Genomic DNA, 14,790 nt, shown 5'->3' with positions numbered 1-14,790 from the left:
CTGACCTCAATGATCGGCAAACGCAGCTTTGGTGAACTCGCATATCTCCTGATCAGCGGTCGATTACCAACCGAAGGTCAGGCCCACGTCCTTGAGGCCATCATGGTCTCGGTCATGGAACATGGCATCTCACCAACGACCACCGTCACACGAATGATGGCCTCGTACGGGAATCCTATCCAGGTAGGAATAGCTGCTGGGATGCTCACCATCGGTGATCACCATGGGGGCGCCGGAGAACAGATCGCCGGGTGGCTTCGGGAAGCCATAGCCAGCGTCCAGAGCACCGGAAGCCATCGTCGCGACGAGATCCGGGCGAAGGCGCGAAGCATCGTCACGGACAGGCGAGCCGCCCGGGAACCGATCGAAGGATTCGGGCACCCGCACCACGACGTCGACCCACGAGCGCCTCTGCTGATGGGAATCGCCGACGAATACGGGGTCTACGGCGATCACTGTCTCCTGCTTGAGTCGATCGAAACTGAGCTGGAAGCAGCCGTCGGACGGCGAATCGCGACCAACATCGACGGGATCTCCGCGGCGCTGCTCTTGGACCTCGGCCTCGACCCACGCCTGGCACGTCCCATCCTGATGACTCCACGGACGTTGTCTCTTGCTGCGCACTTCATCGAAGAGCAGGACCAGGGCCAGAAATGGCGTCACGTCCCCGGCAGCCAAGTCACATACACCGGACCCCAACATCTACGCACAACCGAATAGACATCTCGTGGACCTAGACATCGTTCGTGCACAACGATCGTAGACTACGAATCCAATGAGCACGTGGAATGTGATTCCACGTGCATGCGGTACAAACTCGGCCGCGATAGCTCGGCGCAATGAGTCCGCGGCTCCCTCATCGGAGCCGGCACCCCCCAGGGAGAAGATCACATGAAAACTGGCATCAAGTTCTACCCGACCGATGAGACGTTTCCGCCTCTGGAGTTCGCTCGCATGACCGAGGACAGCGGTATCGAGTCGATCTGGCTACCGGACCATTCGCACGTTCCAGTAGCTTCGCGGTTAAACGACGACCACAAAGTGGCTTACGGCGGCAGCGCAGATGCACGCGAGCGGCGCTTCACCGGGTCGCACTCGCCCGGGGGCTTCCCTCGCGAGTACTACCGCAACTACGATCAGCTGACCACGCTTGCGATGATGGGTGCGGTGACCTCCACCCTGCTGTTGGGCACCGGCATCTGTCTGGTCGTTCAACGCGACCCGATCTGGCTTGCCAAGGAAATCGCCACGATCGACCGTTTGACGGGCGGACGCTTCCTCTTCGGCGTCGGAGTGGGAGCGGCGTGGAACGCTGCTGAGCTCGCTAATCACGGCGTAAACCTCAAGACCCGTAACGGGCTCATGCTGGAACGCATTGAAGCTATGAAGCAAATCTGGGGGCATGAAGAAGCGGAGTATCACGGGAAGCAGGTCGACTTCGATCCCATTTTCCAGTGGCCGAAGCCAATCCAGCAGCCTCATCCGCCCATTCTGATGGGCGGTATGGGTCCGACCGTGCTGGACCGAACACTGAGTCACGCCGACGCATGGATGCCTGGTCATAATGATAACGACTTCGATGGCCTAGGAGACCGGATCACAGAGCTGCGCGAACGGGCGGCGGCCGCCGGGAAGCCAATGGAAGTCACCCTCAACCTGGGACGGCTCGACTTCGTAGACCGATACGTTGACCTCGGTCTGGATCGAGTCGTTTATTCGCACCCTGCCTCTTCGACTGACAGTGAGACGCGAAAATTCGTGAGCGAGCTGGGAAAAATCGCCCAGGAGCTCGACCACGGGACCCCATCGATGGCGTGATGGAGACGCATGGCGTGCAGGCAACGAGATGAGAGACCGTCCCCCGGACGCCCGGTTCTTCCCCCTAAAACCATTTGAATGCATGAAGCGAGGAGTAAATTGAGTTTCAGGATCGGCTATAAAGCCTCCGCAGAACAGTTCGACCCGAGGACCCTGGTTGAGTATTCGGTTCTTGCCGAGGACATCGGCCTGGATTCGGTGATGGTCTCGGACCATTTCCAACCGTGGCGCCACGAGGGCGGACATGCCCCCTTTGCGATGGCCTGGATGGCCGCCGTGGGGGAACGTACCAGGCGGATTGTGATGGGTACCAGCGTGCTCACCCCCACATTCCGCTACAACCCGGCAGTCGTCGCGCAGGCCTTCGCTACCCTTGGCTGCCTGTATCCCGGCCGGGTCATCCTGGGCATGGGCACCGGTGAGGCACTAAACGAGGTCGCCGTCACCGGGGCCGACTGGCCGGCCTTTAAGGAACGCTTTGCCCGGGCCCGAGAAGCAGTGGAGCTGATGCGTTGGCTGTGGACCGAGGACCGGGTGAGTTTCAACGGGGAGTACTACCGCACGGTCAATGCGACCGTATATGACCGGCCTTCAATCCCAGTTCCGATCTATATCGCAGCCGGCGGTCCAGTGGTGGCACGCTACGCCGGTGCGGCCGGCGATGGTTTCATCTGCACCAGCGGCAAAGGCATGGACCTATATAGGGAGAAGCTGCTGCCGGCCGTATTTGAAGGTGCGGCGACCGCCGGACGGGATCCGGCTGGGATAGAGAAGATGATTGAGATCAAACTCTCCTTCGATACGGACTATGCACTGGCGCTGGAAAACACCCGGTTCTGGGCGCCGCTGTCACTGAGCCCGGAACAGAAAGCCGGCCTCGAGGACCCTGCGGCCATGGCAGCCGCCGCGGACGCGCTGCCCATAGAACAGGTCGCCAAGCGCTGGATCGTCGCCTCGGACCCGGAGCAGGTCATGGACCAGCTCATGCCCTACGTAGAGGCAGGATTCAATCACCTGGTCTTCCACGCCCCGGGCCATGACCAGCAACGGTTTTTGTCCCAGTTCGCCGAACACCTCATGCCGCGGCTGCGGGGACTGGGCACCGACGGCCCCGGCCGGTTAGCCGCCGCTGGAGACCGGGGGACCCCATGACCGGGGCTCGTCGGGACATGCAGCACAGCCCAGGACTTCCGGGCTCGATGTGCGAAACGCGAGAGCCGTGCCACCATCGTTTTGAAGATCCATCATGCCCGCCCCCTCGGTTTTGAATCCTGCTCCCCTCACGGAGGCTCTCGCTCGTCTCGAAGACACGGGTGAGACGGACCTCGCCGGAGCCACGGCGCTGTTCGGAGCCCGAGGCAACAACCTCGACCGGTTGCTGACCGTTGCGTCTCGACTCCGCGACGAGGGCCTTGCGCGCGCCTCTCGCGAGGGCATCATCACGTATTCAAAGAAGGTGTTCCTCCCCGTCACGCAGCTTTGCCAGGACCGCTGTCACTACTGCGTCTTCGTCGAGACGCCGGGCGGCCTGTTGAAGAAAGGGATCCCCACCTACCTGCCGCCGGAAGAGATCCTTCGCATCGCGCGCGAGGGGGCATCGCTCGGCTGCAAGGAGGCGCTCTTCACACTGGGCGATCGCCCTGAGAACCGCTGGCCGGTCGCGCGACAGTGGCTCGACGGCCACGGCTACTCGTCGACCCTCGACTACATCGGCGCGATGGCCGAACTCGTACTCACCGAGACAGGCCTTCTGCCGCATCTCAACCCCGGCGTCATGTCGTTCGCCGAGCTGCAGCGGCTCCGCCCGGTCGCGGCGTCGATGGGTATGATGCTCGAGACCACGGCCACGAGGCTCTGGAGCGAGCGCGGGGGAGTGCACTTCGGGTCCCCGGACAAGGATCCTGCTCTGCGGATGCGGGTGATCGACGACGCCGGCCGCTCCCGGATCCCGTTCACCACCGGGGTCCTCCTCGGCATCGGCGAGAACGACGCCGAGCGTGCGGACGCCCTCTTCGCCATCCGGGCGTCGCACAAGCGGTACGGCCAGGTGCAGGAGACCATCGTCCAGAACTTCCGCGCGAAACCGCGCACCGCGATGCAGAACGAGACCGACCTCGCCCTCGAGGAGTACGCCGCGGCCGTCGCAGTCGCCCGGATTGTCATGGGGCCCGACCACACCATCCAGGCGCCGCCGAACCTCAGTGAACTCCCTGAACTCCTGCTGCTGGTGCGCGCAGGCATCGACGACTGGGGCGGCGTCAGCCCGCTCACCCCCGACCATGTCAATCCCGAACGGCCCTGGCCCGAACTCCAGACCCTCGCCGAGCTGACGGCGCAGGCCGGATTCACCCTGCGCGAGCGGCTCACGGCACACCCTGCGTACCTGCAGGATCCAGAAACCTGGCTGGATCCCCGCGTCGCCCCCGCCGTTACCGCTCTGGCCGATCCGGTGTCCCTGCTCGCCGACGAGAGCAAACGCGTGAGGCCCGCGCCCCCCGCCGCGCGAGGGCCGCGGCCCCGATCTGCGGACCAAGTCGCCGTTGTTGTTGCCGCCGCTCCTCCCGTCGACCGCGCCGTGGCCGACGGGAGGAGCCGCCGCGCCGACCGCACCGTGGTGTCCGCCCTCGCCAGAGCCTCGATCGACCCGGCTTCGCTTACAGACGCAGATTACTGCTCTCTCCTTACCGCCCGGGGTGAGGACCTCGACGCGGTAACGGCGCTGGCCGACGAGGTCCGCTCGACAGCGGTGGGTGACACGTTGACCTACATCGTCAACCGCAACCTGGACTCGTCGCTTTACAGAAAGGGGCTCACAGACGACATGATCCGGCGGCTGGTCGAGGAGGCCGTTGCTCTGGGTGCGACCGAGATCTGTGTCCAGGGCCCGATCGACCAGGCGCTGCCGGGCACGGCCTACCTCGACCTGGCTGCGGCCATCCGCGCAGCCGGGCCCGGTCTGTCACTCCACGCCTACCGCCCCACGGAGGTGCTGGACGGGGCGCGTAGGATGGGTGTTAGTGTCGAGGTTTTCCTCGAAGGACTGCGTGAGGCGGGCGTGACGAGTGTTCCCGGTACCGGGGCCCGAATTTTGGACGACGGCGTGCGCGCGGTGCTGAGCGAGCGCACCGATCCGCCGGTCGACGAGTGGATCCGGCCGCTCGTGGCCGCTCACCGGGCAGGTCTCCGATCGACGGCGACGATCGTCTACGGTCACGTCGAGACGCCAACCCAGATCGTTGCTCACCTGCGCCGGCTGACCCGGATCCAGGACGAGACCGGCGGGTTCACGGAGTTCATCGCCATGCCGTACGTGCCGTTCGACGTGCCCTCCGGGGTGCGGGCGGTGGCTGGCGAAGGGCCTGGCCTCGAATCCTCGCGGGCGCTCCACGCGGTCGCGCGCCTGCTGCTGCACGGCCGGATCGACCACGTGCAGGCCGCGTGGACCAAGCTCGGCTTCCACGGCGCCGCGGCCGTGCTCGCCGGGGGAGCGGACGACTTCGGCGGTCTGCTGCTCGACGGCGGGATCTGGCCGGAGGCCGGCGCCGAGGCGTACCGCGAGGCGACACGGGGAGACGTCCAGCGGATCGCGACCGCTCTAGGCCGCGAGGCGCGGGAACGCACGACGAGCTACGCACTGGTCCAAAGGGGCTTCGCGTGATGCTCGTTAGCTTTGGGACGGGCACGGGCCTGCGAGAGGTCGTGACAGGAGTCGCACGGCTGCCCGGAGAGTCCCTCGAGCCGGTCGTGATCGCGGCCGGACCGGCCGGCCTGGATCCCGACCTCGACGCCGCGCTGCCGTTATTGACCCGGCGACGTCAGGTCTTCGTGGCGGGCGCGCACGTCTGGCCGGGTGAACTGCCCGACCGCTTCGTGCTCCTCGTCGCGCCGGGCTGTGAGACCCTCCTCGCTGCTGACGCGCGTGTCTCTGCCCTGATCGTGCTGGGCTCCGCTTCTCCGGCGCTGGACGTCCGTTGCCCTGTCCTCGTCATCGCCCCGACGCGGTTGCCCGCGGCCGACCCGGCAACCGTGGACGTGCGCTTCGCCGAGGCGGGACATCCCGCCGAGCAGGCGTATCTCATCGACGCGTTCCTGCGCGAGCCTCGGCGATACCCGGCCGGCAGCACGATACCGCGAGCCCGGCCGTGACAGAGGCCCAAGACTCTCAGATCTTCCATGCGGAAGCAGTCGATGCCGACACCGTCCTCGCGAAAGCCGCCGGCCCCGAGCCCGTTGACACCGTCATCATTGGTGCGGGTTTTGCCGGCCTCGGCGCCGCGATCCAGCTCGCGCGCTCGGGCGAGCGGTCGTTTGTCGTCGTAGAGCGCGGTGCCGACGTCGGCGGCACCTGGCGCGACAACGTCTACCCGGGCGTCGCCTGCGACATCCCGTCACAGCTCTACTCGTTCTCGTTCCGGCCACGCAACGACTGGACCCACTTCTACGCTCCCGGCGCTGAGATCCTCGATTACTTGCAGGAGGCCGCCCGCGAGGAGGGCATCCTCCCACACCTCCGCTTCTCATCAGAAGTGCTCGCGCTCGACTGGGACCACACCAGCATGACTTGGACGGTCGTCACTACGCGCGACACCTACCGCTGCCGCTGGGTGGTCCTGGCCACGGGTCGGCTCTCCGAGAAGCGGATACCCGACGTGCCGGGGCTGGCCTCGTTCGCGGGACCCGTGTTCCACTCGTCCGAGTGGCCGCACGATCTCGACCTAGCGGGCAAGCGGGTCGGGCTCGTCGGAAGCGGCGCGTCCGCTGTGCAGATCTTGCCGCGCATGGCTGCGGTGGCCGACGAGATCGTTCTCTTTCAGCGGAGCGCCGCGTACATCATTCCCCGTGACGACCGCGCCTACACCGAAGCCGAGAAGGCCACCTGGCGGGAGGAACCCGGCTCCCTGGCCACACTTCGCACTCGAATGTTCTGGGACGCCGAAGCAGGTTTCGCGGCAAGGATCGGCGCCACTGGCCCCCTCGCTGCGCTCCGCGACCGAGCGCTACGGCACCTCGAGGCTCAAATCCCCGACCCAGCCCTCCGCCGGGCACTGACACCTGACTACGAGGCCGGTTGCAAGCGCGTCCTGCTATCGGACGATTACTACCCGGCCCTGATGCACAAGTGGGTGCGCCTAGAGCAGTCCGCGCTCACCGCCGTCGAGGGCGGCCGGGTCACGGCTGCCTCGGGAGCGGCTTATGAGCTTGACGCGCTCATCCTGGCTACCGGCTTCCATTCGACCCGGCCGCCGATCGCGCGAAGGATTCGAGGCCGCGACGGCCACACCCTCGACGCAGCCTGGTCCAAAGGAATGGTCGCGCACAACTCCACCACGGTGGCTGGTTTCCCGAATCTCTTCGTCATCGACGGCCCCAACGCCAGCCTTGGCCACAACTCGGCCGTCCACATGATCGAGTCGCAGATCGCGTACATCCTCGAGGCCCTTTGGTACCTGCGTAGCCGCGATGTTCCGGCCTTCGATGTCCGGCCGGAGCGACAGGCGGCATACGTCGCTGAAATCGACCGCATGGCCGAGGCCACGGTCTGGCTCACCGGAGGCTGTCGCAGTTGGTACGTCGACGAGCGGAGCCGCCGCCTGACCCTTCTATGGCCGGACACCGCATCGGCGTTCCGCGAGCGGCTGGCCCGGTTCGACCCGGCGGACTACGACGCCGGGGCGATTGCGCATGGCTGACGCCTGGACCATTGTCGTGCCGGTCAAGGGCACCGCGGCGGCGAAGTCGCGTCTGGGTGCTGATTCCGGCCTTGCACGGGCGATCGCCCTCGATACTGTGGCGGCCGCGCTGCCGGTGGGCCGCGTTGTTGTCATCACCAGCGCCGCCGCTGCCGCCGATTTCCGCGCCCTCGGGGCCGAGACCGTGCTTGATCCAGGACAGGGGCTGTCAGCAGCCGTGCTCCAAGGCATTGAGGCAGCGGGCCCTGGCCGAGTCGCCGTGCTACAGGGCGACCTGCCGGCCCTTACCTCAGCTGAACTCAAGGCCGCCCTGTCGCTCGCTGCAAGCGCCGAGCTGGCGTTCATCGCAGACGCCGCGGGCACCGGTACAACGCTGATCACCGCCCTCGTCCCGGAGCGGCATCGCCCCGCGTTCGGCGAAGGGTCGCGTGTTGCGCACGGCGCCGCGGGGTACATCGAGCTCTATGTCGACAAGACATCGGGACTGCGGTGCGATGTCGACACATGGGCCGACCTTGAGCGGCTTGAGGGGCGGCTCGGCCGACGAACAGTCCAGGCTTTGGCGACGATCAGGCAATCTGCGCGTTGAGCAAGGTGCGGGAAAGGTCAGGTCGAATGTGGTGCGGATTCCGAGCATTACTGCTAAGGACGAGCGGTCTAAGGCTTTGACACGATCGGAAAAAATCGACCGTCACCGGAAGACGTACGCTTGGGAGTATAAGGGACTGTATCTGACGGGATTGGGATGAATCAAAATAATCTTGAGCGAATTGGAACGCCCAAGCCAGCGGACCCGCCACAGCGGTTTGCCGTCGTCGGGATCGACGGAATCGGTGAGGTTGTCGCCGGCGATGACCTATTGGTACTCGTTGGAAACGCCATCGAAGATGAGATTTCCGCAGGCGATATCGTCGTAGTGACCAGCAAAATAGTTTCAAAGGCTGAAGGACGTTCTTTGCATGCAGACAGCCGCGAAGATGCCATCACGGCCGAAACAGTACGACTGGTCGCCAGCAAACCACACCCCGGCGGTGTAACCCGAATTGTTCAGAACAAGTTGGGATTGGTGCTCGCTGCCGCCGGTGTTGATGCGAGCAACACTCCTGACGGCACGGTGCTGCTTCTGCCCGAGGATCCGGATGCTTCAGCGCAGGCACTGTGCGCCGGGTGGCGCCAGCGTTTCGGCTTCGACTTAGCGGTGCTCATTACTGACACGCTGGGCCGCCCTTGGCGCTTGGGGCAGACCGATCAGGCTATCGGTGCCGCGGGAATGGCAGTAGCCCATGATTTACGTGGCACACGGGACCATTTCGACAGGCCGATGGATGCAACCATCACTGCGGTGGCGGATGAAATAGCAGGTGCAGCGAATCTGGTGCTCGGCAAGACCTCACGCAGGCCGGTCGCCGTGGTCCATGGCCTGGGCCACCTCATTCGGCCGATCCAGGAGCCTGGAGCCCGGACCCTGATTCGCTCTGCAGAAGATGACTTGTTCCGTCTGGGATCGGCCGAAGCACATCTGGAAGGATTCCAAGAGGGCTTCGCGGCAGGACAACGGTCCCCCGTTGAATCCTCCAGCATCACAGACGGCGGTGCTCCCGCATGAGGGTCACGGTGCTGGCCGGTGGTGTGGGTGGGGCGCGTTTCCTGCGTGGGCTGCGCCACCATCTGCGTCAGGTATTGCCGGATGGTGCCGGGGGAACGACGGCGGAAATCACCGCGGTAGTCAACACGGGTGATGACATGTGGCTGACTGGGCTGCGCGTCTGTCCCGATCTGGACTCGGTGATGTATGCCCTCGCCGGCGTCAATGATGAAGCGAGGGGCTGGGGCCGGGACGGTGAAACGGAGCGCGTTAGTGCCGAGCTGACAGCTTATGGTGTGGGCTGGCCATGGTTCACTCTCGGTGATCTGGACCTCGGCACGCACATCACGCGTTCCCATCTGCTGCGGACCGGGCTGCCGTTGAGCCAGGTCACGCGGCGTCTGGCCTCCCGGTGGGACCTCGGGATCGAGCTGCTGCCCATGAGCGATGAGGAAGTGGAAACCCAGGTCGTATTGGACGATCCAAACTCTGATCTGCCGGAGATTGTGCACTTCGAGGAATGGTGGGTCCGGTACCGCGCCCAGCGTCCGGCCCGGGAGTTTCTCCAGGCTGGGCTCTCTAAAGCCGTTCCAGCGCCGGGGGTCCTAGCGGCGATTTCCGGTGCCGATGCTGTCATCCTGGCCCCGTCAAATCCCGTGGTGTCCATCGGCACCATCTTGAATATTCCCGGCATCCGGCAGGCGATTCAGACGACGGCTGCCCCCGTCGTCGGGATCTCGCCCATTATCTCCGGTGCCGCCGTCCGGGGCATGGCGGCTGCCTGTCTGGCCGCGATCCGCGTCAGGACTGCTTCCGATGCGGTGGCAGTGCACTATGGTGCGCGGTCCTCCGAAGGGATCCTGGATGCGTGGCTGATTGACAGCGCCGATGCGGAGCTGTCCGGTTCCATCGCCGGTACCGGGGTCCGGCCCGTTATTGTTCCACTGTGGATGAACGACGTCCAGAGCAGTGCGGATCTTGCCGCAGCGGCCTTGAAAGCTGCGTCCGCAACGGCAGACTCCTAGACCGTCGGCAGCAAACTCAAGGCTCGGGCTGGACGGGTATGGTGGCCCAGGCTCGATGGCCACGGCGAGACTAGCAGCTGTTACGGCCGGTTCATTGCCGAGTTTGACATACTAGGTGATCAGAATTTTGATCTCTGTCTTGAGCGTTGGGCAGCGTTCGTCATTCGGGCGTTGTCGATGTGGCCGTTGATGTCGGGTCCATGGTTGCCAGGGCTTGTAGCAGGGGTGCCTTTGGGGGCTTGGTTGGCTGCTAGAGGCGCAGGAGTCGGCTGCTGCCCTGCTGCAGAATGATGCGACACGTTGACCTTCAGCAGTGAGCCTGTAGGTGTTGTTGTGTGGGCATCCTTGGATGAGTCCGTTGCGGCGCCAGCAAGCTCGTGGCTCGTTTGGTTGGCGCTTGAATCGCGGGGGACTGCCCCGGCTTTTGTTGACTCAGGGTCTTAGGCCAGATCCTGATGCTCCAGCAGTTCGTGCCTGTAGTGGAGCATGAACTCATGCCTGTAGTGAAGGCCAATCCAAGGAGATGCCGAGTATTCGTCAATGCCAAAATCCTGAATCGGAACTGGTGCATCTTCAGCGCCGATGTTCTGATCCGGCACGCGTGATCGGAATGCCGTCTGACTTAGGCCATGGTGAGCTGCTCCGGGTTTGGGCATGATTTCTCCTCGTTTCGTAGGTGTTTGGGGTTAGGACGCGCGGAGGATGTCTTCGACGCGTTGTTTGGCCTCGCCGAAGAGCAGGCCGCCGAGCAACGTCCCAAGGTCCTGCAGGTGACGAAACCGTTGGAGAGTTCGGTGAATGCGATGCCGGCGGCGGTAGACTGGTCGCTTTCGGATGTCTTCAAGTGGAATCCTGCTGCACAGAACCGGCGTACAGACGACGAAGTGAGGCTGCGTGACAGGTGCGAACGGAATGCTCAGCCAGTAGTTCCCAGATAACTCCACATGGGACTCTGAGGGGAATGTGCAAAAGCGTCTTCTGTTCGAGCGGCTTCAGCCGAAGTCGGCGTCGAGTTCACGCATAAGCTCATCCCACACTTTCGGGTTGTCGGCCCTAGGTCGCAGCAGCGCCGGCAATTGGGGAAGGACCGTCCGGATGCGTCTACCCCCGGGAGCGAACTGGACAGTGCTGGCTCCGGAGCTGCGGCGCTTCACAGTTCGCCTCCTCGGAAAGCGGGGGTGTCTCCGCGTTGGTGGAGGGCCGTGTCGGGTGAATGGTCGAAGCGGTGGGCTTCGGCGCGGAATCCACCGCCTGGTCCGAGCCCTTCGCGAGCGAGGTCGTGGAGCAACTGATGGTAGCCGGAGAGGGCCAGAGGCGGCACCTGGTGGAGGGAAGCAATGGTCGCCCCGGGGCGATCCACGCAGAACAGGGCGAGGATCGCTTTGTCCTCCTGCGCATCGTCCAGTGTCCGATAGGCACCGATCGGGCAATCTGCGGTAAGTGCCTGTGCGTAGAGGCTGAGGCGGTCCAGCGGTGTCGAATTCCCGGATCGCTGCCACGCGTACACGACATCCGTGCTATTTATCATGACCATCGACTCCTTGCGTGATGATCGAACTATGAGGAAGCGTGTCCGGCTTCTCCTGATACACTTGAGCTTAGACCTTTAATGTCAAATGTCAATGGACATTAAAGGTTGAATGTTAAGGTTCTTGTTCATCACCCAACAGATTCGGGAGCGTGGTCCATGGCCAGCTGGAGAGAGCAACTCGCATTCGCGCCGTTGGAGACTGTCGAGCGTGGCCAAGAGATCGGGCGCCGACTCGGTCATGCGATTGAGCTGGGCATACTCGAAGACGGAACCCAGCTCCCTAGTGAAAGCGAGCTGGCGGCAAGGATGAGCGTCTCCACCTTGACGCTGCGTGCCGCCCTCGCAGAGCTTCGTCATCGAGGACTTCTGGAAACACGACGTGGCAAAGGCGGTGGAAGCTTCGTGAAGGCTAGCACCGGAGACACCACCAACGCTCAGCGGGACGCCCTTGCCGCGTACTCCCTTGAGGATCTGCGGGACATCCGAGAATATCGGGCATTTCTGGCAGGGTCAGCCGCCATGACCGTGGCAGGCCGATCTCGGCAGGTCCCCATCGGGCGACTGGCTTCGATGGCGGTGACGATCGAGACGGCGCAAACACCCGTTGAAATGACGCGAGCGGACAGTCGATTCCACATAGAGCTCGCGGCCACATCGGGATCCGTCCTGTTCGCCCGGCGGGAGATGGAGATGCATGCCGCGGTAGGGGCATTGGTGTGGACCAGCGCTTCTGACCGCCGAGCGGCGGCCGCGAATGAGCACACGATGATCGTGGACGCAATACGAGACGGCAACACCATTCGAGCACGAGCCCTCGCCGAAGACCATGTGCGTAGGGACATGAACCGCCTCATCGACCTGCGGATGTCAATGGAATATCCGCCACCAGGATCGCCGCCCGGGATCGAAGGCATCGATAGCGCAGTTTCCGCCGTCGAATCGTTCGCTGTGAGCCTCGAAGGGACCGCAGCCGCGTCGATCCGGACCGTCGAAGATGCCGTCCAAACCGACCTCGACCGCTCAAAGAACCGCAGGCTGGATCAGTTGGTGAATGTCTACGACGTTTGCCAGAACCTTCTAGCGAAGGCCGTGCCACCCTTGGTCGGCACGGGATTCATCGCCGATCCATCATTCTTCGGCGAATCGGGCCTCATCTGGTGCACCATCCCGTCGGGTCCGGGATCGGCGCGGCGTGTGGAAGCGGATATGGAGTTCTATGGTTACTCGACAGCACCGTGGTGGCCCGCGCACGACGCTGATGATAAGGTCCACGCCACCTACGCCTACGTGGACGCCTTCGGCGCCAACGAACACCTCGTCTCCTTCTCCAAGCGAGTCACGAGGGACGGCAGGATGGCTGGCGTTGCTGCCGTTGGCGTCCTCGTTAGCAGCCTTCAGACTGGATTCGAGCCGTTCCTCCGGCCCTTGCCGTCAAACACGTGCATAGTTGATCAGAACGAAACCGTTCTCGCTACCAACACGGCTAGCCTCGTCGGTGAAACCCTCTCCCCATTCCATCAGACAGAACGAAGAATCCCTCTCCTATCGGTCCCGTGGACCCTATGTCTAGGTGTGAATACCGGAGAGAATGCCGAAGACGCGATCCGATGAACCGTCGCTGGTTCCTCGAGCAGCGGAACGGATACAGTGGTCAATGGGCCGGACGTGGGACCCACAGTCACCACAGTGTTCAAGCATCAGCCGTTGCGCTGGCCTTGAGTTCTTTCGGCGATGCTTCGACATAGTGACATAGTCCATACAAAAACTCCGATTGGTTCAGTCTTCTGGGCCATTGGAGTGCGGTCGTCAAGTTCCCATGGCTGCAGGGCGTCGGTCCGGGCTTGGTTGAGGTGAAGGGCTGGCGATAGGCCCAGCCTTCCTGCAGTGTGCGATTGAAGGGTTCGGCTTTGCCGTTCTGCCAGGGATGCCGTGGTTTGATCAGGATGTGTTTGACCCCCAGCACAGCGAGTGCGTCCTGGAAGTTGCGGGAGCACCGGTAGTCGAAGGCGTCCTCGGTCATGACCCGGCGCACCGGTACCCCGGGCGTCCCCATGCCCAACCATCCCTTCAAGCCGGACGCAACTATCGATACGGGACAACAACTGTTTCGAGCCGGCAGTCGTACTGAGTCGACCAGAACCGCGGCACATCGGTGCCGGGCGGAGGCGAGTCGGTGAGAGTCGCGACGACTGCCTTCGCCTGCGCGGCGGCATTCGGTATCGACTCCAGACGCAGCCCACCGTCGCCCATCAGGGCGCAACCGCCTGCCGCGAGTATGTCGGGCAATGTGGTGCGACCGTGGCTGTCGACCAGCAGACGTTGGGCGCTTCAGCCCCCGGCCACGGCAACGGGTTCCACATTCGGGATCACACCGATTCCGACGACAACAACATCCGCAGGGATGGTCTCGCCGTTTGCCAACCTCACTCCCGTGCAGCGCTCACCGTCGCCCGTGATCTCGGTGACGTTTGTGCTCACCTCGATCCTCACGCCGGCGGCTCGGCGGCGCTCGTTGAGGAATGGGGCCAGCTCAACACCGGCAACCCGAGCGAGCACGCGATCCTGAGCTTCCAGGACGGTTACCGAGGCGCCGAGCTTGGCTGGCGGAGGCCGCGACCTCGAGCCCGATGTAGCCACCGCCATTCACCACCAGCCGGCTGTCCGGTCCCAGCTGACTTCGCAACTGCCGAGCGTCGTCCAGCGTGCGCAGGGAGAACACCCCGACCAGATTCGCGCCGGAGATAGGAACAACAGTCGCTCGACAGCCTGCAGCCCAGACCAGTTTTTCACGCGTGAACTCCCGACCGTCCGTGGTCGAAACACTGTGACGGACCGGATCGATCCGTTCAACGGTGGTCGACTCGTGCAGTACGATCGGCGACCTGAGCCAATAGTCGGCCGCGCGAAGTGGCAGAGAGTCGTCCGTGACTTCGCCGCCGAGGTACCCCTTCGACAGAGGTGGCCGCTCGTAGGGGAGGCCAGACTCAGACCCGAGGAGCGCGATCGACCCGGCGAAGAGTCCCACGGTAACCTGCGTTCCCACCGCGCCCGCCCCCACGACGATGACGTCATAGTGTTGTGACATGCATTAACTCCAAAGCGGTAAAGCAGAAACAATTCAACGAGCTCGCCGGCGCCCTC

Annotated in this window: 16 protein-coding genes; 10 read left to right on the top strand and 6 right to left on the bottom strand. The window is 63.9% G+C overall.

All coding sequences use genetic code 11. From position 1 onward, the window contains the following. From AB4074_RS21100 to cofD, 9 genes are all read left to right on the top strand, one after another. The coding region (locus AB4074_RS21100; protein WP_441415144.1) for a citrate/2-methylcitrate synthase at nucleotides 1-720 on the top strand (720 nt) is incomplete at its 5' end. Nucleotides 721-891: 171 nt separating this feature from the next. Continuing rightward, nucleotides 892-1,818 carry an LLM class F420-dependent oxidoreductase gene (locus AB4074_RS21095; protein ID WP_441415143.1) on the top strand — a complete coding sequence of 309 codons (927 nt, stop codon included), beginning with the start codon at nucleotides 892-894 and terminating at the stop codon, nucleotides 1,816-1,818. 99 nt (nucleotides 1,819-1,917) lie between these two features. Beyond that, a complete protein-coding gene (fgd, locus tag AB4074_RS21090) occupies nucleotides 1,918-2,970 on the top strand; it encodes a glucose-6-phosphate dehydrogenase (coenzyme-F420) (protein WP_441415142.1) in 1,053 nt (350 codons plus the stop codon). Between the two features lie 94 nt (nucleotides 2,971-3,064). Beyond that, entirely contained in the window at nucleotides 3,065-5,476 is a 2,412-nt protein-coding gene (gene cofG / locus AB4074_RS21085) for a 7,8-didemethyl-8-hydroxy-5-deazariboflavin synthase CofG (RefSeq protein ID WP_441415141.1), read from the top strand. Next, complete coding sequence (locus tag AB4074_RS21080; protein ID WP_441415140.1) at nucleotides 5,476-5,964, top strand: hypothetical protein; 489 nt, start codon at nucleotides 5,476-5,478, stop codon at nucleotides 5,962-5,964. The genes cofG and AB4074_RS21080 overlap by 1 nt, the downstream gene beginning before the upstream one ends. Then, nucleotides 5,961-7,508, top strand: a complete 1,548-nt coding sequence (locus AB4074_RS21075; RefSeq protein ID WP_441415139.1) for a flavin-containing monooxygenase — start codon at nucleotides 5,961-5,963, stop codon at nucleotides 7,506-7,508. The genes AB4074_RS21080 and AB4074_RS21075 overlap by 4 nt, the downstream gene beginning before the upstream one ends. Beyond that, nucleotides 7,501-8,097: a 2-phospho-L-lactate guanylyltransferase gene (gene cofC, locus AB4074_RS21070; RefSeq protein WP_441415138.1), complete on the top strand. Its 597-nt coding sequence runs from the start codon at nucleotides 7,501-7,503 to the stop codon at nucleotides 8,095-8,097. Before AB4074_RS21075 ends, cofC begins: the two co-directional genes overlap by 8 nt. Before the next feature lie 156 nt (nucleotides 8,098-8,253). After that, nucleotides 8,254-9,114, top strand: coding sequence for a coenzyme F420-0:L-glutamate ligase (gene cofE / locus AB4074_RS21065; RefSeq protein WP_441415137.1), 861 nt, complete (start codon nucleotides 8,254-8,256; stop codon nucleotides 9,112-9,114). Then, nucleotides 9,111-10,118 (top strand): 2-phospho-L-lactate transferase, encoded by a 1,008-nt coding sequence (gene cofD / locus AB4074_RS21060; RefSeq protein ID WP_441415136.1) that lies wholly within the window; start codon nucleotides 9,111-9,113, stop codon nucleotides 10,116-10,118. Before cofE ends, cofD begins: the two co-directional genes overlap by 4 nt. 440 nt (nucleotides 10,119-10,558) lie before the next feature. Here the strand turns inward: cofD and AB4074_RS21055 are convergent, their stop codons facing one another. The 3 genes from AB4074_RS21055 to AB4074_RS21045 all read right to left on the bottom strand — a co-directional run bounded on the left by AB4074_RS21055 (nucleotide 10,559) and on the right by AB4074_RS21045 (nucleotide 11,646). Then, nucleotides 10,559-10,774, bottom strand: coding sequence for a hypothetical protein (locus tag AB4074_RS21055; RefSeq protein WP_441415135.1), 216 nt, complete (start codon nucleotides 10,772-10,774; stop codon nucleotides 10,559-10,561). A 336-nt stretch (nucleotides 10,775-11,110) separates the two neighbouring features. After that, nucleotides 11,111-11,272, bottom strand: a complete 162-nt coding sequence (locus tag AB4074_RS21050) for a hypothetical protein (RefSeq protein ID WP_441415134.1) — start codon at nucleotides 11,270-11,272, stop codon at nucleotides 11,111-11,113. Next, nucleotides 11,269-11,646 carry a hypothetical protein gene (locus AB4074_RS21045; protein WP_441415133.1) on the bottom strand — a complete coding sequence of 126 codons (378 nt, stop codon included), beginning with the start codon at nucleotides 11,644-11,646 and terminating at the stop codon, nucleotides 11,269-11,271. Before AB4074_RS21045 ends, AB4074_RS21050 begins: the two co-directional genes overlap by 4 nt. A 159-nt stretch (nucleotides 11,647-11,805) precedes the next feature. Here AB4074_RS21045 and AB4074_RS21040 point away from each other — a divergent pair, with 159 nt between their 5' ends. Next, nucleotides 11,806-13,260: a GntR family transcriptional regulator gene (locus tag AB4074_RS21040; RefSeq protein WP_441415132.1), complete on the top strand. Its 1,455-nt coding sequence runs from the start codon at nucleotides 11,806-11,808 to the stop codon at nucleotides 13,258-13,260. A gap of 79 nt (nucleotides 13,261-13,339) precedes the next feature. Here the strand turns inward: AB4074_RS21040 and AB4074_RS21035 are convergent, their stop codons facing one another. The 3 genes from AB4074_RS21035 to AB4074_RS21025 all read right to left on the bottom strand — a co-directional run bounded on the left by AB4074_RS21035 (nucleotide 13,340) and on the right by AB4074_RS21025 (nucleotide 14,734). Next, nucleotides 13,340-13,669, bottom strand: coding sequence for an integrase core domain-containing protein (locus AB4074_RS21035; protein WP_441415131.1), 330 nt, complete (start codon nucleotides 13,667-13,669; stop codon nucleotides 13,340-13,342). Between the two features lie 308 nt (nucleotides 13,670-13,977). Then, the gene (locus AB4074_RS21030; RefSeq protein ID WP_441415130.1) at nucleotides 13,978-14,292 is read right to left on the bottom strand and encodes an FAD-dependent oxidoreductase; all 315 of its coding nucleotides are present in this window, start codon (nucleotides 14,290-14,292) and stop codon (nucleotides 13,978-13,980) included. Beyond that, nucleotides 14,180-14,734 (bottom strand): FAD-dependent oxidoreductase, encoded by a 555-nt coding sequence (locus AB4074_RS21025; RefSeq protein WP_441415129.1) that lies wholly within the window; start codon nucleotides 14,732-14,734, stop codon nucleotides 14,180-14,182. Before AB4074_RS21025 ends, AB4074_RS21030 begins: the two co-directional genes overlap by 113 nt. Nucleotides 14,735-14,790 lie beyond the last annotated feature (56 nt).

Source organism: Arthrobacter sp. 2MCAF14 (assembly GCF_052115645.1).
GTDB lineage: Bacteria > Actinomycetota > Actinomycetes > Actinomycetales > Micrococcaceae > Arthrobacter.
This window is presented reverse-complemented; position numbering and strand designations above follow the sequence as displayed.